Below are 19729 nucleotides of genomic sequence, written 5' to 3' on the forward strand. Positions count from 1 at the left end.
CCTAAAAGACCCGGATACGCGGATGGGGCGCGGATCACATCGATCCGCGCCCCATCGTCACGGGCTGCTGCCCGCCCGTAGCCGCTTACTGGTCGCGGTACATCTCGGCGACCAGGAACGCCAGGTCCAGGGACTGGCTGCGGTTGAGCCGGGGGTCGCAGGCCGTCTCGTAGCGCTGGTGGAGGTCGTCGACGAAGATCTCGTCGCCGCCGCCCACGCATTCGGTGACGTCGTCACCGGTGAGCTCGACGTGGATGCCGCCCGGGTGGGTGCCGAGGCCCTTGTGGACCTCGAAGAAGCCCTTGACCTCGTCGAGCACGTCGTCGAAACGGCGCGTCTTGTGGCCGGAGGCCGCCTCGAAGGTGTTGCCGTGCATCGGGTCGGTGACCCAGGCGACGGTCGCACCGGACGCGGTGACCTTCTCGACGAGCTCCGGGAGCTTGTCGCGGACCTTGTCGGCGCCCATGCGAACGACGAAGGTCAGCCGGCCCGGCTCGCGCTCGGGGTCCAGGCGGTCGATGTAGGTCAGCGCCTCGTCCACCGTGGTGGTCGGACCGAGCTTGATGCCGATCGGGTTGGCGATCTGCGAGCAGAACTCGATGTGCGCGTGGTCCAGCTGGCGGGTGCGCTCACCGATCCAGACCATGTGGCCCGAGGTGTCGTACAGCCTGCCGGTACGGGAGTCCGTACGGGTCAGCGCGCCCTCGTAGTCGAGCAGCAGCGCCTCGTGGGAGGCGTAGAACTCGACGGCCTTGAACTCGGCCGGGTCGGTGCCGCAGGCCTTCATGAAGTTCAGCGCGTTGTCGATCTCCCGCGCGAGCTGCTCGTAGCGCTGCCCGGAGGGGGAGGACTTCACGAAGTCCTGGTTCCAGGCGTGCACCTGGCGCAGGTCGGCGTAACCACCGGTGGTGAATGCGCGCACCAGGTTCAGCGTCGACGCGGACGCGTGGTACATGCGCTTCAGCCGCTCCGGGTCCGGGATGCGGGCCTCTTCGGTGAAGGCGAAGCCGTTGACGGAGTCACCGCGGTAGGTCGGCAGGGTGATGCCGTCGCGGGTCTCGGTGTCCTTGGAGCGCGGCTTGGAGTACTGACCCGCGATGCGGCCGACCTTCACGACGGGCACGGAGGCCGCGTACGTCAGGACGGCGCTCATCTGGAGCAGCGTCTTCAGCTTGGCGCGGATGTGGTCGGCGGACACGGCGTCGAAGGCCTCGGCACAGTCGCCGCCCTGGAGCAGGAACGCCTCGCCCTTGGCGACGGCTCCCAGTCGGGCGCGCAGCTGGTCACACTCGCCCGCGAAGACGAGCGGCGGATACGACTCGAGGTCCGCGACGACAGCGCGCAGAGCCTCGGCATCGGGGTACGAAGGCTGCTGCGCCGCGGGAAGGTCTCGCCAGGTCGCCTTGGCGGCGGGGGCTTGGGTTTCAGCGTTCACGGTCACCTCGTAAACATTACGTCGTCATTCGTCACGTCCAGCCTCGCGCCCACCTGGTGAGACGGAAGTGGCTCGAAGGTTGACGGAGCCCGGAAATACGGAATCCATGGTTCATACCGCTTCATGAGACGGATCCTGCGCCTGGAGGACGATCTGGGCTAAGGTGCGCAGCATGTACGCGCACTCGAACCAGAACTGGTGGTGGACCGCTCCGGGCGGCCCACTCCTCGCGCGTACGTAAACGACACTACCGACGCGAAGGCCGCCCCGAGGGGCGGCCTTTCGTGTTCGGTGAAGAAACACCGCCCACGGACACCGGGCCGCTCCTCCCACCGGAAGGACGACCCGCCCATGTCCATGGCACTCAGCCGCCTGCTCGACGACTCCTGTCCCCCGTTCGCCCTGCTGCGCCGGCGCACCCCCGGCCGTGACCACGACACCGTCGAGGTGCTCCTCGGCCCGGTCCACGAGGCCGGCCACCTCTGCGACCTGCCGGTGCGGGAGCTGCCCACCCTCGCCCTCGTCCCCTTCCGGCAGATCCGCGAGCGCGGGTTCGACGTGCGCGACGACGGCACGCCGCTGAGCGTGCTCGTCGCCGAGGAGGCGTACGAGATCCCGCTCGCCGAGGCGCTGGCCGCGCTGCCCGCGCACACCGTCCGGGTCGACGGCGGCGGCTTCGACGTCCCCGACGAGGAGTACGCGGCCACGGTCGAGCGGGTCATCGAGGACGAGATCGGCCGCGGGGAGGGCGCGAACTTCGTCATCCGGCGCACCTTCGAGGGCCGGATCGAGGGCTTCGGCCGGGCCGACGCCCTCGCCCTGTTCCGGCGGCTGCTGGAGGGGGAGCGGGGCGCGTACTGGACGTACGTCGTCCACACCGGGGAGCGGACGCTGGTGGGCGCCAGCCCGGAGGTCCACGTACGGATGTCCGGTGGGAGGAGCGAGCGCGAAGCGCTCTCGATTGAGGGTGGTGGCGGGCGACGGGTGGGCGGGACCGTCGTGATGAACCCGATCAGCGGGACGTACCGCTATCCGGCGGCCGGTCCGACCGTGGACTCCCTCCTGACCTTCCTCGGCGACCGCAAGGAGACCGAGGAGCTGTCGATGGTGGTCGACGAGGAGCTCAAGATGATGTGCACGGTCGGCGACCGCGGCGGCGTCGTGGTCGGACCGCGCCTGAAGGAGATGGCGCACCTCGCCCACACCGAGTACGAGCTGCGCGGGCGCTCCTCCCTGGACGTGCGGGAGGTGCTGCGCGAGACGATGTTCGCGGCGACGGTGACCGGCTCGCCGGTGCAGAACGCCTGCCGGGTGATCGAGCGGTACGAGACCGGTGGCCGCGGCTACTACGCGGGCGCGCTGGCCCTGCTGGGCGTGGACGCGGCCGGGGCGCAGACGCTCGACTCCCCCATCCTGATCCGCACCGCCGACATCGACGGGGACGGCGTGCTGCGGGTGCCGGTCGGCGCCACCCTCGTGCGGCACTCCGACCCGGCGGGCGAGGTCGCGGAGACCCACGCGAAGGCCGCGGGGGTGCTGGCGGCGCTCGGGGTCCGGCCGGCGGCGCCCCGCCCCGCCTTCGAGGGGGCGGCGCGGCTGGCGGACGATCCCCGGGTGCAGGCGGCGCTCTCTGCCCGGCGGGCGGACCTGGCCCCCTTCTGGCTGCGGATGCAGGAACGGCCCGCCACGCCGTCCGGCCACGCGCTGGTCGTCGACGGTGAGGACACCTTCACGGCGATGCTGGCGCACGTCCTGCGGGTGGCCGGGCTGGAGGTGACCGTACGCCGCTACGACGATCCGGGGCTGCGGGAGGCGGCCCTGGCCTGGGAGGGGCCGATCGTGCTGGGCCCGGGACCGGGGAACCCGGCGGACGCGGCCGACCCCAAGATGCGGATGCTGCGCGCGCTGGCCGCGGAGCTCCTCGGCTCGCACCGGGGCGGCCTGCTCGGGGTCTGCCTGGGGCACGAGCTGCTGGCGGCGGAGCTCGGACTGCCGCTGATCCGCAAGGCGGAGCCGGCGCAGGGTGCGCAGACGCGGATCGATCTGTTCGGGGCCGAGGAGGTGGTGGGCTTCTACAACACGTACACCGCGCACTGCGCCGAGGGCTGCGAGCCGGTGGGGGTGGAGGTCTCCCGTGACCCCGCGACGGGCGAGGTCCACGCGATCCGCTCCGCGGCGGGTGGCTTTGCGGGGGTCCAGTTCCACCCGGAGTCGGTGCTCACCCTGCGGGGCGCGGAGCTGCTGCGCGAGCTGCTGGCCGACGTGACGGCCGCCGCCGCGGCGTAGCCCCGCCGCGCCCTGCCCGGGGGCGGACCCGCCGGCCGCTGCGCGGGGCCGCCCCCCTACCCGCCCTTCCGCCGTTCCCCGGGGCTCCGCCCCGGACCCCGCGCCTCAAACGCCGGCGGGGCTGGATCGCCCGCAGGGCGACTCCAGCCCGCGCGGCGTGTGAGCGCACGGGTGCGCAGCGCCCGGAACGGGTCCGGGCAGCGCCCGGGGAACGGCGGAAGGGCGGGGTCGGGGATCGGGCCCCGCGCAGCGGCAGCGGCACCCCGCCGCGCCCCGCCTCAGGAGGGGACCAGGGTGTTTTCCGAGCGCCGCCCCGCGAGGTAGTCCGCCACGTTGGCGACCGTCGTGTCGATGATCTGCCCGACCGCGTCCCTCGTGTAGTACGCCTGGTGGGAGGTCACCACCACGTTCGGGAACGTGACGAGGCGGGCCAGGGTGTCGTCCTCCACCGCCTCCAGGGACTTGTCCGTGAAGAACACCCCGGCCTCGGCCTCGTACACGTCGAGGCCCACGCCCGTGAACCGCCCCGCCCGCAGTTCGGCGACCAGCGCCTCCGTGTCGATGAGCCCGCCCCGGCTGGAGTTCACCAGGATCGCGTCGTCGCGCATGAGCCGCAGCGCCGCCGCGTCGACGATGTGGTGGGTGGACTCCAGCAGCGGTACGTGCAGGCTGACCAGGTCCGAGGAGGCGAGCAGTTCGTCCTTGTCAACGTATTGCATGCCGAGTTCCACGCACGCGGGGTTCTGGACTACGTCCCAGCCCAGCAGGTTCATGCCGAAGCCGTGTGCGATCCGGGTGAAGGCCTCGCCGATCTTGCCGGTGCCGAGGACGCCCACTGTGCGGCCCCGCATGTCGCGACCCATGAGCCCGTTCAGGCGGAAGTCGAAGTCCCGGGTCCGGTTGGAGGCCCGGACGATCCGCCGGTTGACGGCCATCGCGAGGGTCCAGGCGAACTCGGCCACGGAGTAGGGCGAATAGTAGGAAACCCGGCTGACGGTCATGCCCAGTTGCCGGGCCACGTCGAGGTCGATGTTGTTGAAGCCGGTGGACCGCTGGGCGATCAGCTTCGTCCCGCCCGCCGCCAGGATCCGCAGCACCCGGGCGTTCAGGTCGGCGTTCACGCTGGAGGAGACGATCTCGTACCCGGCCGCGATCGGCGCCGTGTCCTCGCTGAGGAAGACGTCGAGGCAGCGGACCTCGTGCTGTCCCGCGAAGGCCTGCTCCAGGAGTGGCTTCTCGTCGACGGTCACACCGAATGCCAGGATCTCCACGCTCACTCCCGCCAGCCAGGCCATGGGTCGTTTGTCACCATACGACCCATGGTCCGGCCCCGCAGGGCGGGTCAGCCGAAGAAGACCCCGACTTCCCTGTACAGCGCCGGGTCCACCGTCTTCAGCTTCGCCGTGGCCTCGGCGATCGGGACCCGGACGATGTCCGTCCCCTTGAGCGCGACCATCTTGCCGAAGTCCCGGTCGCGCACCGCGTCGATCGCGTGCAGCCCGAACCGGGTCGCCAGCCAGCGGTCGAAGGCGCTGGGCGTGCCGCCCCGCTGGATGTGGCCGAGGACCGTCGTACGGGCCTCCTTGCCGGTCCGCGCCTCGATCTCCTTGGCGAGCCATTCGCCCACCCCCGAGAGGCGGACGTGCCCGAAGGAGTCCTTGGTGGCGTCCTTCAGCACCATGTCCCCGTCCTTGGGCATGGCGCCCTCGGCGACGACCACGATCGGCGCGTAGCTCGCCGTGAAGCGGGAGTTCACCCAGGCGCACACCTGGTCCATGTCGAAGCGCTGCTCCGGGATCAGGATCACGTTGGCGCCGCCGGCGAGGCCCGAGTGCAGGGCGATCCAGCCGGCGTGCCGGCCCATGACCTCGACGACCAGGACCCGCATGTGGGACTCGGCCGTGGTGTGCAGCCGGTCGATGGCCTCGGTCGCGATGCCGACGGCCGTGTCGAAGCCGAAGGTGTAGTCCGTCGCCGACAGGTCGTTGTCGATGGTCTTCGGCACGCCGACGCAGGGGATGCCGTACTCCTCGTACAGCTTGGCGGCGACGCCGAGGGTGTCCTCGCCGCCGATCGCGACGAGCGCGTCGACCTCGTACTTGGTGAGGTTCTCCTTGATCCGCCGCACCCCGTCCTCGACCTTGAACGGGTTGGTGCGCGAGGAGCCGAGGATGGTGCCGCCGCGGGGCAGGATGCCGCGGACGGCGGGGATGTCCAGCGGGACGGTGACTCCCTCGACCGCGCCCCGCCAGCCGTCCTTGAACCCGACGAACTCGTATCCGTACTCCTGGTCGCCCTTGCGGACGACGCCGCGGATCACCGCGTTGAGCCCGGGGCAGTCGCCGCCACCGGTCAGCACTCCGACCTTCATGGAATCTCCCTTCGCCATGACGGTCACGCTAGTGGTGACGCAGGTCACAACAAGGGCGATGGAGGGGTCAATTCCGGTGGAATCGCGGGGCGTTGCGTACGCCCGTTCACTCGTACGAGGAGTAAGTACGACGTTCGACGTGGGCGGGCGGGGCTACGCGTCGTCGAGGCCGCGCTCGATGGCGTAGCGGACGAGCTCCACGCGGTTGTGCAACTGGAGCTTGCCCAGGGTGTTCTGGACGTGGTTCTGCACCGTGCGGTGGGAGATGACCAGCCGTTCCGCGATCTGCTTGTACGACAGCCCCTTGGCCACCAGTCGCAGCACCTCGGTCTCCCGGTCGGTCAGCTGCGGCGCCTTCGGCTCGTCGGAGGCGGCCGGTGCCGGGTCGGTGGCCAGGCGGCGGTACTCGCCGAGCACCAGTCCGGCCAGGCCCGGCGTGAAGACCGGGTCGCCGGCGGCCGTGCGGCGGACGGCGTCGATCAGCTCCTGGGCGCCGGCGGACTTCAGCAGGTATCCGGTGGCGCCGGACTTCACCGCCTCCAGTACGTCCGCGTGCTCGCCGCTCGCCGACAGGACGAGGACCCGCAGCGCGGGGTTGGCGCCGACCAGCTCCTTGCAGACCTGGACCCCGGGCATGCCGGGGAGGTTGAGGTCGAGGACCAGGACGTGCGGGGTGACGGCGCGGGCCCGGCGGACGGCCTCGGGGCCGTCACCGGCCGTGGCCACCACGTCGAAGCCCGCGGCGGCCAGGTCGCGGGCGACCGCGTCCCGCCACATCGGGTGGTCGTCGACCACCATCACCTTGATCGCGCTCGGCACGCTCGGCTCGCTCGGTTCGCTCATCTCTTGCCCGTCCTCCCCCTGGGTACTTTCAGTTCCACTTCGGTGCCCTGTCCGGGGACGGACACCAGCTCGGCGCTGCCGCCGAGGTCCCGCAGCCGGCCGCGGATGGACAGGGCTACGCCCATCCGTCCCTCGCCCTCGGCCTGGTCGAGCCGGCCGGCCGGGATGCCGGGGCCGTCGTCGCGGACGGTGACGATCACCTCGTCGCCCCAGTCCTCGACCAGGATCCAGGCGCTGGCCCCCTCCCCGGCGTGCTTGCGCACGTTGTCGAGGGCGGCGCCGACCGCCGCGGCCAGTTCCCTCGCGGCGGGCACCGGCAGCCGCACCGGGGTGCCCGGCTCGGCGAAGCTCACCCGGGAGCCGGCGTGCGGGGCGAGCAGGGTCCGCAGATCGACCTCGCCCTCGTCCGCACCGGGCTCCTCCACCTCGTACGAGTCCACCAGCGCGCCCAGCGACTCGTCGCGGGAGATCCGGGAGGGGTGCACGAGTCCGCTGGAGACCAGGGTGCGCAGCGCCACTTCCTGCTCGCCCGCCATCCGGCCGAGTTCGGCCGCCTCGCCGCCGAGTTCGGTGCCGCGCCGCTGGACCATGGCGAGGACCTGGAGGACCCCGTCGTGGATGTCGCGGGCGAGGCGCTCGCGCTCGCGGGTGGCGGCCTCGATCTCCAGGGCGCGGGCCAGGGTGGCCTCGCTGGCCCGGGCGACCTCTACGACGTAGCCGATGGCGATGGAGGCGACCCAGACCAGCAGCACGTTGTGCAGGGTGTCGCGGGTCGGGTCGCCGCCGTGGATGCCGAGGTTGGCCGCGGCCACGAAGGTGGAGGCGAAGCCGGCCCAGCGCCATCCGCCCTTGAGGGCGAAGGCGAGGACCGAGCCCGCGGTCCAGATGCTGGGGAGGGTCGGGCCGCCCGCGGCGATCCGCTCGTGGGTGTCGGCGACCGGGGTGAGCAGGATCCCCACGATGGCGACGGTGAGGTCGGCGCAGAGGAAGCGCTTGGTGCAGCTGGCGGCGGTGGCCACCTTCGAGGAGGTGGCCAGGGTCCACACGGCGAGCACGGCGAGGTAGCCGATCGCGACCATGGGCCGGTCGAACTTCTTGTAGGCGGAGGCGAACAGCACCACCGCGTAGACCATGGTCAGCAGCCGGTACGCCGTCAGCGCCCGCCAGAGCGGCTGCTCTACCGACATGCGCACGACACGCTCGCGTTTCGCCATCTCCCCCGCCCCGCCCCCGCTTCCCGCTCCCGCGGGCGGTACCGCCGCCCGTTCCTACTCCGCGCCGTCGCCCTTGGCGTTCTTCTCGCCCCTGGCTGCCTTCTCGGCTTCCTTCTCGGCCTTCTCCGCGTCCGCGATCTGGCGCTTGGCCGCCGTGGCGTAGATGTCCACGTACTCCTGGCCGGAGAGCTTCATGATCTCGTACATGACCTCGTCGGTCACCGAGCGCAGGATGAAGCGGTCACCGTCCATGCCGTGGTACCGGCTGAAGTCCAGCGGTTTGCCGATCCGGATCCCGGGGCGCATCAGCTTCGGGATCACCTTGCCGGGCGGCTGGATCTTCTCCGTGTCGATCATCGCCACGGGGATCACGGGCGCTCCGGTGGCCAGCGCCACCCGGGCCAGCCCGCCGGGCTTGCCGCGGTAGAGGCGTCCGTCGGGTGAACGCGTCCCCTCGGGGTAAATACCGAAGAGCTCCCCGCGCTCGATGACCTCGATGCCGCTCTTGATGGCGGCCTCGCCGGCCCCCCGGGCACCGGAGCGGTCCACCGGGAGCTGGCCGACGCCCTTGAAGAAGGCGGCCGTCAGCTTGCCCTTGACCCCCGGGGAGGTGAAGTACTCGGCCTTCGCGATGAAGGTGACCTTCCGGTCCAGCACGGCCGGGAGGAAGAAGGAGTCCGAGAAGGACAGGTGGTTGCTCGCGAGGATCGCGGGCCCCTCGGCGGGAATGTTCTCCAGGCCCTCCACCCACGGCCTGAAAGCGAGCTTCAGGGACCCGCCGATGGAGAACTTCATTGCGCCGTAGATCAACTCGAAAGCCTTCCTGTGTCTGTCGAACAGACCTTATCCCCTGCCTCCCCCGACAGCGGCCCGACGGCCCTGGTCGGTACCAGTCCGGTCGCGTACGGTGAAGTCACACAGAGCAACGCACCCACCTGATGTACATCATGATCAAGGAGACCCTGGTGCCCGTCCTCCCTGGAGCCGAGCCGTTCCGCCACGAGGGCGGAGAGGTCGGCGTCCTTCTCTGCCACGGCTTCACCGGTTCCCCGCAGTCGATGCGCCCCTGGGCCGAGTACCTCGCCGGGAAGGGCCTCACGGTGTCGCTGCCGCTGCTGCCCGGGCACGGGACGCGCTGGCAGGACATGCAGCTCACGGGCTGGGAGGACTGGTACGCGGAGGTAGACCGGGCGCTGCGGGAGCTGCTGGACCGGTGCGAGCAGGTGTTCGTCTTCGGGCTCTCGATGGGCGGCGCGCTCACGCTGCGGCTGGCCGCCAAGCACGGGGACGCGATCAGCGGCCTCGTCCTCGTCAACCCGGCCAACAAGGTGCACGACCCGCTGGCCTTCGCCCTTCCGGTCGCCAAGCACTTCATCAGGTCGACGCCGGGCATCGCCAGCGACATCGCGAAGCCGGGCTCGGAGGAGGTCGGCTACGACCGGGTCCCGACCCGGGCCGCCCACTCGCTGCGCAAGCTCTTCCAGCTGGTGGACGCGGATCTGCCGCAGGTGACGCAGCCGGTGCTGCTGCTGCACAGCCCGCAGGACCACGTCGTACCGCCCGTGGACTCGGCGCGGATCCTGGCGCGGATCTCGTCGACGGACGTCACCGAGACCCTTCTGGAACAGAGCTACCACGTCGCGACGTTGGACCATGACGCGGAGCGGATCTTCGCGGACAGTTATGCGTTCGTCGGCCGGCTGGCGGAGAGCGTGGGCAGGGAGGGGGCGGAGGCGGGTGGCTGAGCACGAGGAGCAGTCGGGCGGAGTTCCGCCGCTGGACGAGGAAGCGGCCTGGGCGGCGATCGTCGCCGGGTACGGGCAGGAGCCGCCGGACCCGCCGGGGGCCAGGCCGTTCCGGCCGATCGAGAACCTGCTGCTGCCGGAGGAGGACGTGAAGCCGTTGCCGCCGGAGGCGGAGGCGGGTTCCGAGCCCGAACCGGAGCCCGAGCAGGGGCCGGAGCCGGAGCCGCCGGCCGCGCCGTCGCCGTCCCTGGGCAGCTCGGTGGTCTTCGCCCCGGGCGTGGGCGGCATGGTGGGACCCCGGGACCACTCCCTCGCGGAGCCGAAGGACGAGGACGAGGGCCACTTCGTGCAGCCCGAACCGGAGCTGCCGGAGGCGGACACCACGTCGAAGTTCGCCTGGCTGGCGGTGGTCGGCGGGCCGGTGCTGCTGCTGCTGGCGGTGCTGCTGCAGTGGGAGATGACCTGGTGGCTGACCACCCTGGGCATCGGCGGCTTCCTGGGCGGCTTCGCGACGCTGGTCGCGAGGATGGCGCAGGGCGACGACGATGACGACGATCCGGGGCGCGGGGCCGTGGTCTGACTGACCCCTCCGCCACACGCCCTCGCCCGGTTCGGCGCCGGGGGCTCCTCGCCGGCTCCGGGCCGCTGCGACGGCCTCCGGCCGTGGGGGCTGGGCGGGGGTGTGCGGGTGGTTGCCGCTGCGCGGGGCCGGTCCCCTACCCTCCCTACCGCCGTTCCCCGGGGCTCCGCCCCGGACCCCGCGCCTCAAACGCCGGCGGGGCTGGATGTTCCAGCCCGTCCGGCGTTTGAGGACCGGGGGGCCGGGGGCAGCGCCCCCGGCAGCGGCGCCGCGCCCGGACCGGCGCTACGGCGCAGCCGGGAGGCGGAGGGCCGCCAGGACCGGGAGGTGGTCCGTCGCGGTGCGGAGGTCCGCGGAGGCGACCCCCGGCAGCCCCGCAGGGACACCGCAGGCCAGCACCTCCACCCCCCGCGAAGCGAACACCGCGTCGATCCGCCGCTCCGGCGCCGCCGCGGGGAAGGTCTGCTCCCCGCCCCAGGGGGCCACCGTCCAGCAGTCCTGGAGGGTGGTGGAGAGCCGCCCGAAGACCGGGCCGCCCGGCGCTTCGTTCACGTCGCCCGCCACGATCGCGTACGGGGTGTCCATCGCGGCGACCCGGTCCAGCAGCAGCCCCGCCTGTGCCCCGCGCTCGGACGCGTCGAGGGACAAGTGGGTGCTGACCACCCCCACCCGCGCCCCCGCGAAGCGGACCACCGCCGTGGCCAGGCCCCGCCGGTGCAGGCCGGGGGTGAGCGGCAGCAGTACGTCCTCGGTGCGTTCCACGTAGGCCCGCAGCGAGCACAGCAACAGCGGCCCGGCCGCCGTCGCGCCGCCGCTCAGCACCACCAGGTCGGCCTTCGCGGCGAGCCGCGCCGCGTGCTTGCGCCACCGGAAGAACAGCGGCGCCTCCTGGACGAAGACCAGGTCGGGCTCGCAGGCGCGGATGACCCTGGCCAGCGCGTCCTCGTCGTCGCGCAGCGAACGGATGTTGTAGCTGAGTACCCGGATCACGGCGGAACCGTCCGGCTCGGTACGGGACTTCGGCAGCGGGGGCGGCAACTGGTCCATGCCCGCAAGATATGCCGCCGCCCGCCGCTCCCCCAAGGGGCACGGCGGGCGGCACGTCCGGAAAACTCAGCCCTGGCGGGCCAGGTCCGCCGCTCCGACGAGCCCGGCCTTGCCTCCGAGCTGCGCGGCCAGCACCTGCGCGTGCGGACGCCAGGCGCCGCCGACCAGCCAGCGCTTGAAGGACTTGCGGATCGGGTCGAGGACGAGGTCGCCCTCGTCGGAGACCCCGCCGCCGACGATGAACGCCGACGGGTCGAACAGGGACGCCAGGTCGGCGAGGCCCGCGCCGGCCCAGCGGGCCAGCTCGCGGAAGGCGTCGACGGCGACCAGGTCGCCCTGCCGGGCGGCCGCGCTGATGTGCTTGCCCTCGATGCCCTCGGGGGTGCCGTCGCCGAGCGCGAGGAGGATCGCCGCGTTCTCGGGGGTGGCGTTGGCGCGCTGCTTCGCGTACCGGACGAGCGCGCGCCCGGAGGCGTACTGCTCCCAGCAGCCCTGGCTGCCGCAGCCGCACAGCAGGCCGTCCGGGACGACCCGGATGTGCCCGAACTCGGCGGCGACGCCGAAGCGGCCGCGCCGCAGCTTGTTGCCGATGATGATGCCGCCGCCCAGGCCGGTGCCGAGCGTGATGCAGATGACGTCCTCGTGGCCCTGACCTGCGCCGAAGCGGTACTCGCCCCACGCCGCGCAGTTCGCGTCGTTCTCGACGACGACGGGCAGGCCGATGCGCTGCTCGACCTTGTCCTTGAGCGGCTCGTGGCGCCAGTTGATGTTCGGCGCGAAGAGGACGGTGGCGCGCTTGTCGTCCACGTATCCGGCGGCGCCGATGCCCACGGCCTCGATGGTGTGGTTGCTGCTGACCTCGGACACGGCGGCGCAGATGGCCTCCGTGACTCCGTTCGCGGTCGGCGGGGTGGGCACCTTGTACGTCTCAAGGATGGTGCCCTCTTCGTCGACCACGCCGGCCGCGATCTTCGTGCCGCCGATGTCGACGCCGATGGTGAGTCCCATTAGTCCCTCGGTTTCCGGTCAAACCCCGCCAGGGCCAACCGTACCCGAGCGCGCACCGGGTTCAGTCGAGATCGATCCGCTCGCCGGGGCCTGCGTCGGGGCCCTCGTCGCGGGGGTCGCGGTCGTGGGAGCCCGTGCGGGGGGCGGGGGGCTCGTCGCGCGTCCAGCGGCGCTCGTGGCCCTCCACGGCGGAGCGGTAGGCGGCGAGCAGCTCGGAACCGGCGGCCGCGAGGTGGTCGAAGACCTCGGGGTTGCGCTCGATGACGGGTTTGGCCGCGGTCCTGGCCTGGTCGACGAACTGGCGCACCGCGCCCTGGGCCGCGGCGCCGAACAGCGGGTTGTTGAGCGAGGAGACCTTGTCCGCGACGGCCCCGAGGAGCTTGAACAGTTCCTCGGCTGCGGTCCCGGTGGCCCCGGGGCCCGCCTGGCCCCGGGCGCGCAGGCGCTCCTTCTCGGCGGCGAGGTCCTCGGCGCAGGCGTCGGCCCAGGCGTCGTCGTCGGTGGGACGGTCGGTGGCCTCGCTCATCGCGGATTCTCCTTGCGGGGCGTTCGGTGCGGCCTCTTTCGACCTTACCCGAACGGGGGTACGCGGTTCAGGGCGTACGGGGCCAGAGGCCCGGATCCGGCGTGAACCGGATGCGGAGCACGCCGTCGGCGAGTGCGGCGCCGGAGACGGAGCAGCGGCGCAGGACCGAGGGCAGGGGAACGATCCTGCGGTAGGGGCCCGCCGTGAGGAGCAGCTCGTCGCCGCGGCGGATCAGGTCGAGCTCGCTCTTGCGGGCACCGGGCAGCGGCACCGCCCAGACGAGCACCCCGTCCTCGGCGCGGCGGTCCTCGACGGCCCAGCCGGGGCGGGGTGCGGGCGGCGGCGGCACGAGCCCTTCCGTCTCCGCGAGGAGGGCGAGGTCCTGGGGGCCGTGCGGGTCCCGGCCGAGGTGGGCGAGCGGGATCACGGGGAGTTCGGCGGCCCACTCGGCGGTGCACTTCTGCTGCTGGGCGGCGAGGCCGGCGAGCCAGGGGTCGGTGGAGCCGTGCGGGACGAGGCGGTTGGCGACGACCGCGGAGACGGGCAGCTCCTGGAGGGCGAGCCCGAGCCGGCCGAGGCGCAGGGCGTCGGCGGCGGCCGGTCCGGGCTCGGCGACGAGCCGTATCCGGGTGGTGTCGGCCTCGATCACGGCCTGTACGGCGGCGAGCTCCTCGTCCCAGCGGGCGGCGGTCTCGTACAGCCACTGCGCGGGCATCGGCACACCGGCCAGCTGGGCGAGTACGGGCCGCAGGGCGCGGGCGGCCTGGCGCTCGGCGGGGAGCAGCCGGGTGAGGTAGCGGCGCAGCTGTGCGGGGAGGGAGAGGGTGGCCACGGCGCGGTGCAGCGGGGGCAGGTCGACGACGACGAGGTCGGTGCCGGGGGTGGTGGCGGCCCGGCGGATGGCGCGGAGCAGGGCGAACTCCTCGGCGCCGGGCAGCTCGGTGAGCTCCTCGGCGGTGAGGGGGCGGGCGCCGACCATCCCGAGGACCGCGGATCCGCGGTCCTGGAGGGCGACGAGCTCGTCGCGGAACTCCTGGCCGGAGTCGACGCGGGCCACGCGCAGCCGGTCGCCCTCCGGTGGGTGGGGGGCGTCGGTGAGGAGCAGCACCCGGCGGCCTTCGCGCGCCGCGGCGAGGGCGGTGGCCGCGGCCACGGTGGTCTTCCCGGCTCCGCCCGGGCCGGTGATCAGCAGGGTGTGCATTGCGCTCCGACTAGGTGGTGGTTCTCCCGCTGCGCGGGGCCCCGGGGTGCCACCCCGTACCCCGCGCCTCAAACGCCGGCGGGGCTGGGTGTGGCTGCCGGCGTCCCGCCTGGTGCGGCTCAAAGACCGGGGCTCCGCCCCGGACCCCGCTCCTCGAACGCCGGAGGGGCTGGAACGTTCCCCCGGCGGGCCTGGGATGGCCCTGCGGGCAAATCCCGCCCGCGCCAGGTCGCGCTGCGCGCACTTGCGGGCCGGCGTCGGTCGAATCCAGCCCCGCCGGCGTTTGAGGCGCGGGGTCCGGGGCGGAGCCCCGGCAGCGGCGCCGCACCCGGACCGGCGGGCGACCCCGCAGGGGATCAGGCGGATTCGACGCGCTTCTTCAGGCCCGCCAGCGCCCGGTCGATGATGACCTTCTCCGCCTTGCGCTTGATCATGCCCAGCATCGGGATCTTGACGTCCACCGTCAGCTGGTAGGTGACCTCGGTCCGCTTGCCCCCGTCCACCGGCGCCAGCCGGTACGAGCCGTCCAGCTGCCGCAGCATCTGGGACTTGACGAGGGTCCAGCTGACCTCGTCCGGGCCGGTCCAGGTGTAACCGAGGACGTGGTCGTCCTTGATCGCGCCCGCGTCCAGCAGCAGCCGGACCTTCTCGGCGCGGCCCTCGGTGTCGGCGGCCAGCACCTCGGCCTCCTTCACCTCGCCGGTCCACTCCGGGTAGCGGGCGAAGTCGGCGATCACGGCCATCACGTCGGCCGGGGCGGCGTCGATCGTGATGCTTGAGCTGGTGTGTTCCGCCATCGCGGTGGCTCCTCCGGGGAGTGTTCGAGGAAGTGTGCGGCCTCCGGCCGCCGCTCGAAGGCTACCGTGCGTGCGATGGTCACCACTCCAGGGCCCATGGCCTTCCGGTGGCCGCGAAGTGACCGACGTTCACGCACTCGGTGTTCCCGATCCGCATCCGCCGCGCCAGCGGCTGGTGCACGTGCCCGAACAGGGCGTAGCGGGGCCTGGTCCGCCGGATCGCGGCAAGCAGCGCCTCGCTGCCGCGTTCGAAGCGCCGTGCCACGGTGTCGTAGCAGAGCTCCGGCACCTCCGGCGGGATGTGCGAGCACAGTACGTCGACCTCGCCGAGCGCCTCCACCTTGGCCGCGTACTCCTCGACGTCCACCTCGTACGGGGTGCGCATCGGTGAGGGCAGTCCGCCGCCGACGAAGCCGAACACGCGGCCGCCGATCTCGGCCCGCTGCCCGTCGAGGACGGTGATGCCGTGGCGGTCGGCGTACTCGGGCCACAGTCCCGGGATGTCGACGTTGCCGTAGGTCGCGTAGGTGGGGGTGGGGAAGGCCGCGAACATCTCGGCGTACTGGCGGCGCACGGCGCCCTCGATCATCCGGTCCCGGTCCATTCCGGCCCACAGCTCCCGGCCGAACGCGTGCGCCTCGGCGAACCGGCGGGCGGTGCGCAGTGCGACGATCCGGTCGGCGTTGTCGACGCCGAAGAGGTCGGGGAAGATCCCGCGCGAGTGGTCGGCGTAGTCGAGGAAGAGGACGAGGTCGCCGAGGCAGATCAGGGCGTCGGCGCCCTCCCCCGCTCTGGCGAGGGCCTCGGTGTTGCCGTGCACGTCGCTGACGACGTGGATCCGTGTGCGAGTTTTCCTGCCACGCGTGCTGCCACCCATGCGGCCACCCTAGAGGCGGGGGGTAACCGCGGGTAGGGGATCCGCGGAAGCCCGCCCTACCTGCGGTTACTTCCGAGTCGCGAGCGGGGTCGACTACTGTCGGCTCGTGAGGGCCGTGTCTGTGACGCACGGAACATCTGGCCGGTTCCCTCTATCGGGAACCCACTACTCGTGGGTAACGTCCGGTCGGTCCACATGGTGGCGATGGCGCCCAGAGGAGCAGCAGTCTTGCGCGAGTTCAGCCTTCCGGCCCTGTACGAGGTCCCGTCGGACGGGAACCTGACGGATCTCATCCGCCGCAATGCCGCGCAGCATCCGGACACCGCCGTCATGAGCCGCAAGGTCGACGGCCGGTGGCAGGACGTGACCGCGACCGAGTTCCTGGCCGAGGTCCGGGCCACCGCGAAGGGCCTGATCGCGGCGGGCGTCCGGCCCGGCGACCGGGTCGCCCTCATCTCCCGCACCCGCTACGAGTGGGTGCTGACCGACTTCGCGATCTGGACCGCGGGCGGCGTCACGGTCCCCGTGTACGAGACCAGTTCCCCCGAGCAGATCCAGTGGATCCTCGGCGACTCCGGCGCCGTCGCCGTGGTCGTGGAGAGCCCCGCCCACAGCGCGTCCGTCGCCTCCCTGCGCGACCGCCTGCCGGAGCTGCGCGAGGTCTGGGAGATCGAGCAGGGCGCCGTCGAGGCCCTGAAGGCCGCGGGCGCCGCGGTCACCGACGCCGAGGTCGACGAGCGCAGCAGCATCGCCGTCGCGGACGACCCGGCGACCATCGTCTACACCTCGGGCACCACCGGCCGCCCCAAGGGCTGCGTGCTGACCCACCGCAACTTCTTCGCCGAGTGCGGCAACGTGGTGGAGCGCCTGAGCCCGCTCTTCCGCACCGGCGAGTGCTCCGTGCTGCTCTTCCTGCCGGCCGCGCACGTCTTCGGCCGCCTGGTGGAGGTGGCCGCCGTCCTGGCGCCGATCCGGCTGGGCTGCGTACCGGACATCAAGAACCTGACCGACGAGCTGCAGTCCTTCCGGCCCACGCTGATCCTCGGCGTGCCGCGCGTCTTCGAGAAGGTCTACAACTCGGCGCGCGCCAAGGCGCAGGCCGACGGCAAGGGCCGGATCTTCGACGCGGCGGCCGAGACCGCGATCGCGTACAGCAGGGCGCTGGACACGCCGGGTGGCCCGTCCTTCGGCCTGAGGCTCAAGCACAAGATCTTCTCGAAGCTGGTCTACAGCAAGCTGCACACGGTGCTCGGCGGACGCGGCGAATACGCGATCTCCGGCGGGGCCCCGCTGGGCGAGCGCCTCGGCCACTTCTTCCGCGGCATCGGCTTCACGGTGCTGGAGGGCTACGGCCTGACCGAGTCCTGCGCGGCCACGGCCTTCAACCCGTGGGACAAGACGAAGATCGGCACGGTCGGCCAGCCGCTCCCCGGTTCCGTGGTGCGCATCGCGGACGACGGCGAGGTGCTGCTGCACGGCGAGCACATCTTCAAGGAGTACTGGAAGAACGAGACGGCCACCGCCGACGCGCTGACCGACGGCTGGTTCCACACCGGCGACGTCGGCACGCTCGACGAGGACGGCTACCTCGCGATCACCGGGCGCAAGAAGGAGCTGATCGTCACGGCCGGCGGCAAGAACGTCGCGCCCGCCGTGATCGAGGACCGGATCCGGGCGCACGCGCTGGTCGCGGAGTGCATGGTCGTCGGCGACGGGCGGCCGTTCGTGGCCGCGCTGGTCACCATCGACGAGGAGTTCCTCGGCCGCTGGGCCGCGGAGAACGGCAAGCCGGCCGGGGTGACGGCGGCGGAGCTGCGCGAGGACGCGGAGCTGATCGCCGCCGTCCAGAAGGCCGTCGACGACGGCAACGCGGCGGTGTCCAAGGCGGAATCGGTGCGGAAATTCCGCATTCTGCCCTCCCAGTTCACGGAAGAGTCGGGTCACATCACGCCTTCGCTGAAGCTGAAGCGCAACGTGGTGGCGAAGGACTTCGCGGATGAGATCGAGGCGCTGTACCGGGGCTGACCCCGTGCCCTACCTGGGGTCCTCGGCGAGGACCCGGGCCATGTTCCGCTCGGCGAGGGCGGTGATGGTCACGAACGGGTTCACGCCGAGCGATCCGGGGATCAGGGAGCTGTCGACCACGTACAGCCCCTGGTAGCCCTTCGCCCGCCCGTACGCGTCGGTGGCGTCGCCGAGGACGCAGCCGCCGAGCGGGTGGTAGGTGAAGTCGTCCGCGAAGGCCCGGTTCCCGCCGAAGAGGTCGTAGCGGTACATCGTGAAGTTCTTCCAGTTGATGCGGTCGAAGAGGCACTTCGCGGCGTTGACCGAGGGCGTGTTCTGGTCCCGGCGCCAGTTGAGGCGGGCCGAGTCGGTGGCCGTGTCATAGGTGAAGTGCCCGCGCTCCGGGTTCTTGGTGATGGCCAGGTACATCGAGATCCAGTGCTCCAGCCCCATGGGGAGCGGGGCGATCTCGGCGAAGACCGGGTTCGAGGCGTTGTCCCAGTCGTCGATGCCCATGGCGGGCATGGTGGCCTGGTTCGCGCCGACGGTGTCCCAGAGGTGGTTGGCGCGGGCCGTCATGATGTTGCCGTTGTGGCCCCAGCCGAGCCCGACCCTGTCGCTGAGCGCGGGGAGGGTGCCCGTCTCCCGGGCCCGGAGCAGGATCTCGGTGGTGCCGAGGCTGCCGGCGCCGAGGAAGAGCTGCTTGCAGCCGAGTTCGCGGACCTGGGTGACCCGTCCCGTGACGTCGCTGGTCCGTACGGTGAGGACGTATCCGCCGGCCGGGTCCTGGCGTACGCCGACGACGCGCTGCATCGTCTCGATGGTCACGTTGCCGGTGCCGAGGGCGGCGGCGAGGTAGGTCTTGTCGACGCTCTTCTTGCCGTGGTTGTTGCCGTAGATGACCTCGCCGGCGAGCGCGGACCGGGTGGCGGTCCCGGCGGCTTCCCGCTTCATGTACTCGAAGTCGTAGACGTTCGGTACGAAGACGGTCTTCAGGCCGGTGTTCTGGGCGTGCCTGCGGGAGATCCGGGCGAAGCGGTACCACTCCGTGGACTCGAACCAGGCCGGGTCGATGTCGTTGACGCCGAGCATGGCACGGGCGCGGGGGTAGTAGGTGCCGTACATCTCGTCGGCGTCGACCTGCGGGAGCACCTCCTGGAAGTACGCCCTCCTCGGGGTCGGCGCCATGCCCCCGTTGACGAGCGAGCCCCCGCCGACGCCGCGGCCCACGTACACGGACATGTCGCCGTAGTTCACGCGGTCGAGGACGCCGGGGTAGGGGCTGATGTCGCGGTTGACCACGTCGAGCCAGAGGAACTGGGCGAGCGGGGCCTCGGTGCGGGTGCGGAACCACATGGAGCGCTGGTCGGGCGCGGAGGTGGAGGGGAAGACCTTGCCGTCGGGGCCGGGGGTGTTCCAGAGGCGGCCCATTTCGAGGACGACGGTACGCACCCCGGCCTGGCCGAGGCGCAGCGCGGCGACGGCGGACCCGTAGCCGGAGCCGACGACGATGGCGGGGGCGTACTGCGCGGCGGCGGGCTCGGCGGCGGCCGCGGACTGCAGCCCGATGCGGGTGAAGCCGAGGGCGGCTGCGGTCTGGAGGGCGCCGATACCGAGGAAGTGACGGCGCGTCAGGTGTGGTGTCATGGCCGCATCATGGGCGGAATCCGGCCGTCCCCCCATAGCCGGTGCTGCCACAGTTCCGAGTGACAGTCAGACGTGGCGGCGGCCCGCCGCGCCGGTGCGGCTCACCGACCGGGGCTCCGCCCCGCACCCCGCTCCTCGAACGCCGGAG

At 72.1% G+C, this 19729-nt stretch carries 18 protein-coding genes; 5 read left to right on the forward strand and 13 right to left on the reverse strand.

Going from position 1 to position 19729, the window contains the following annotated elements; translation table 11 throughout:
* Positions 1-85: 85 nt before the first annotated feature.
* The gene (locus ACZ6Y1_RS15700; protein ID WP_469628572.1) at positions 86-1441 is read right to left on the reverse strand and encodes a class II 3-deoxy-7-phosphoheptulonate synthase; all 1356 of its coding nucleotides are present in this window, start codon (positions 1439-1441) and stop codon (positions 86-88) included.
* Between the two features lie 166 nt (positions 1442-1607).
* On the opposite strand from ACZ6Y1_RS15700, the gene ACZ6Y1_RS15705 reads away from it, so the two are divergent.
* Together ACZ6Y1_RS15705 and ACZ6Y1_RS15710 are read left to right on the forward strand one after the other, a co-directional pair.
* The gene (locus ACZ6Y1_RS15705; protein ID WP_202203957.1) at positions 1608-1676 is read left to right on the forward strand and encodes a trp operon leader peptide; all 69 of its coding nucleotides are present in this window, start codon (positions 1608-1610) and stop codon (positions 1674-1676) included.
* 116 nt (positions 1677-1792) lie between these two features.
* Positions 1793-3721, forward strand: coding sequence for an anthranilate synthase family protein (locus ACZ6Y1_RS15710; protein WP_469629092.1), 1929 nt, complete (start codon positions 1793-1795; stop codon positions 3719-3721).
* Between the two features lie 278 nt (positions 3722-3999).
* Here the strand turns inward: ACZ6Y1_RS15710 and ACZ6Y1_RS15715 are convergent, their stop codons facing one another.
* From ACZ6Y1_RS15715 to ACZ6Y1_RS15735, 5 genes are all read right to left on the reverse strand, one after another.
* On the reverse strand, positions 4000-4992 hold the full coding sequence (locus ACZ6Y1_RS15715; RefSeq protein ID WP_469629095.1) for a 2-hydroxyacid dehydrogenase: 993 nt from the start codon (positions 4990-4992) through the stop codon (positions 4000-4002).
* A 71-nt stretch (positions 4993-5063) separates the two neighbouring features.
* Entirely contained in the window at positions 5064-6092 is a 1029-nt protein-coding gene (locus ACZ6Y1_RS15720; protein ID WP_469629098.1) for a 6-phosphofructokinase, read from the reverse strand.
* Positions 6093-6245: 153 nt separating this feature from the next.
* Positions 6246-6935 (reverse strand): response regulator, encoded by a 690-nt coding sequence (locus tag ACZ6Y1_RS15725; RefSeq protein WP_469628575.1) that lies wholly within the window; start codon positions 6933-6935, stop codon positions 6246-6248.
* Positions 6932-8149: a MacS family sensor histidine kinase gene (gene macS / locus ACZ6Y1_RS15730; RefSeq protein WP_469628578.1), complete on the reverse strand. Its 1218-nt coding sequence runs from the start codon at positions 8147-8149 to the stop codon at positions 6932-6934. Before macS ends, ACZ6Y1_RS15725 begins: the two co-directional genes overlap by 4 nt.
* A 54-nt stretch (positions 8150-8203) precedes the next feature.
* Entirely contained in the window at positions 8204-8944 is a 741-nt protein-coding gene (locus ACZ6Y1_RS15735) for a lysophospholipid acyltransferase family protein (protein WP_469629100.1), read from the reverse strand.
* 170 nt (positions 8945-9114) lie between these two features.
* Between ACZ6Y1_RS15735 and ACZ6Y1_RS15740 the strand changes: the two genes are divergently transcribed.
* Both ACZ6Y1_RS15740 and ACZ6Y1_RS15745 read left to right on the forward strand, forming a co-directional pair.
* On the forward strand, positions 9115-9894 hold the full coding sequence (locus ACZ6Y1_RS15740) for an alpha/beta hydrolase (RefSeq protein ID WP_469629103.1): 780 nt from the start codon (positions 9115-9117) through the stop codon (positions 9892-9894).
* The gene (locus ACZ6Y1_RS15745; RefSeq protein ID WP_469628583.1) at positions 9887-10474 is read left to right on the forward strand and encodes a hypothetical protein; all 588 of its coding nucleotides are present in this window, start codon (positions 9887-9889) and stop codon (positions 10472-10474) included. Before ACZ6Y1_RS15740 ends, ACZ6Y1_RS15745 begins: the two co-directional genes overlap by 8 nt.
* A 285-nt stretch (positions 10475-10759) precedes the next feature.
* Here ACZ6Y1_RS15745 and ACZ6Y1_RS15750 read toward each other — a convergent pair whose 3' ends face one another.
* From ACZ6Y1_RS15750 to ACZ6Y1_RS15775, 6 genes are all read right to left on the reverse strand, one after another.
* Entirely contained in the window at positions 10760-11521 is a 762-nt protein-coding gene (locus ACZ6Y1_RS15750; protein WP_469628586.1) for an endonuclease/exonuclease/phosphatase family protein, read from the reverse strand.
* Between the two features lie 66 nt (positions 11522-11587).
* Positions 11588-12529, reverse strand: coding sequence for an ROK family glucokinase (locus ACZ6Y1_RS15755; RefSeq protein WP_469628589.1), 942 nt, complete (start codon positions 12527-12529; stop codon positions 11588-11590).
* A gap of 61 nt (positions 12530-12590) precedes the next feature.
* Positions 12591-13055: a DUF5304 domain-containing protein gene (locus tag ACZ6Y1_RS15760; protein WP_469628592.1), complete on the reverse strand. Its 465-nt coding sequence runs from the start codon at positions 13053-13055 to the stop codon at positions 12591-12593.
* A 67-nt stretch (positions 13056-13122) separates the two neighbouring features.
* Entirely contained in the window at positions 13123-14256 is a 1134-nt protein-coding gene (locus ACZ6Y1_RS15765; RefSeq protein ID WP_469628595.1) for an ArsA family ATPase, read from the reverse strand.
* A 356-nt stretch (positions 14257-14612) separates the two neighbouring features.
* Positions 14613-15053, reverse strand: coding sequence for an SRPBCC family protein (locus ACZ6Y1_RS15770; protein ID WP_469628597.1), 441 nt, complete (start codon positions 15051-15053; stop codon positions 14613-14615).
* 79 nt (positions 15054-15132) lie between these two features.
* On the reverse strand, positions 15133-15930 hold the full coding sequence (locus ACZ6Y1_RS15775; protein ID WP_469628599.1) for a metallophosphoesterase family protein: 798 nt from the start codon (positions 15928-15930) through the stop codon (positions 15133-15135).
* Positions 15931-16158: 228 nt separating this feature from the next.
* Here ACZ6Y1_RS15775 and ACZ6Y1_RS15780 point away from each other — a divergent pair, with 228 nt between their 5' ends.
* The gene (locus tag ACZ6Y1_RS15780; RefSeq protein WP_469628602.1) at positions 16159-17955 is read left to right on the forward strand and encodes an AMP-dependent synthetase/ligase; all 1797 of its coding nucleotides are present in this window, start codon (positions 16159-16161) and stop codon (positions 17953-17955) included.
* Positions 17956-17964: 9 nt separating this feature from the next.
* Here ACZ6Y1_RS15780 and ACZ6Y1_RS15785 read toward each other — a convergent pair whose 3' ends face one another.
* A complete protein-coding gene (locus ACZ6Y1_RS15785; RefSeq protein ID WP_469628605.1) occupies positions 17965-19581 on the reverse strand; it encodes a GMC oxidoreductase in 1617 nt (538 codons plus the stop codon).
* Between the last annotated feature and the right edge of the window lie 148 nt (positions 19582-19729).

It is taken from the genome of Streptomyces sp. NPDC053432, assembly GCF_055585365.1.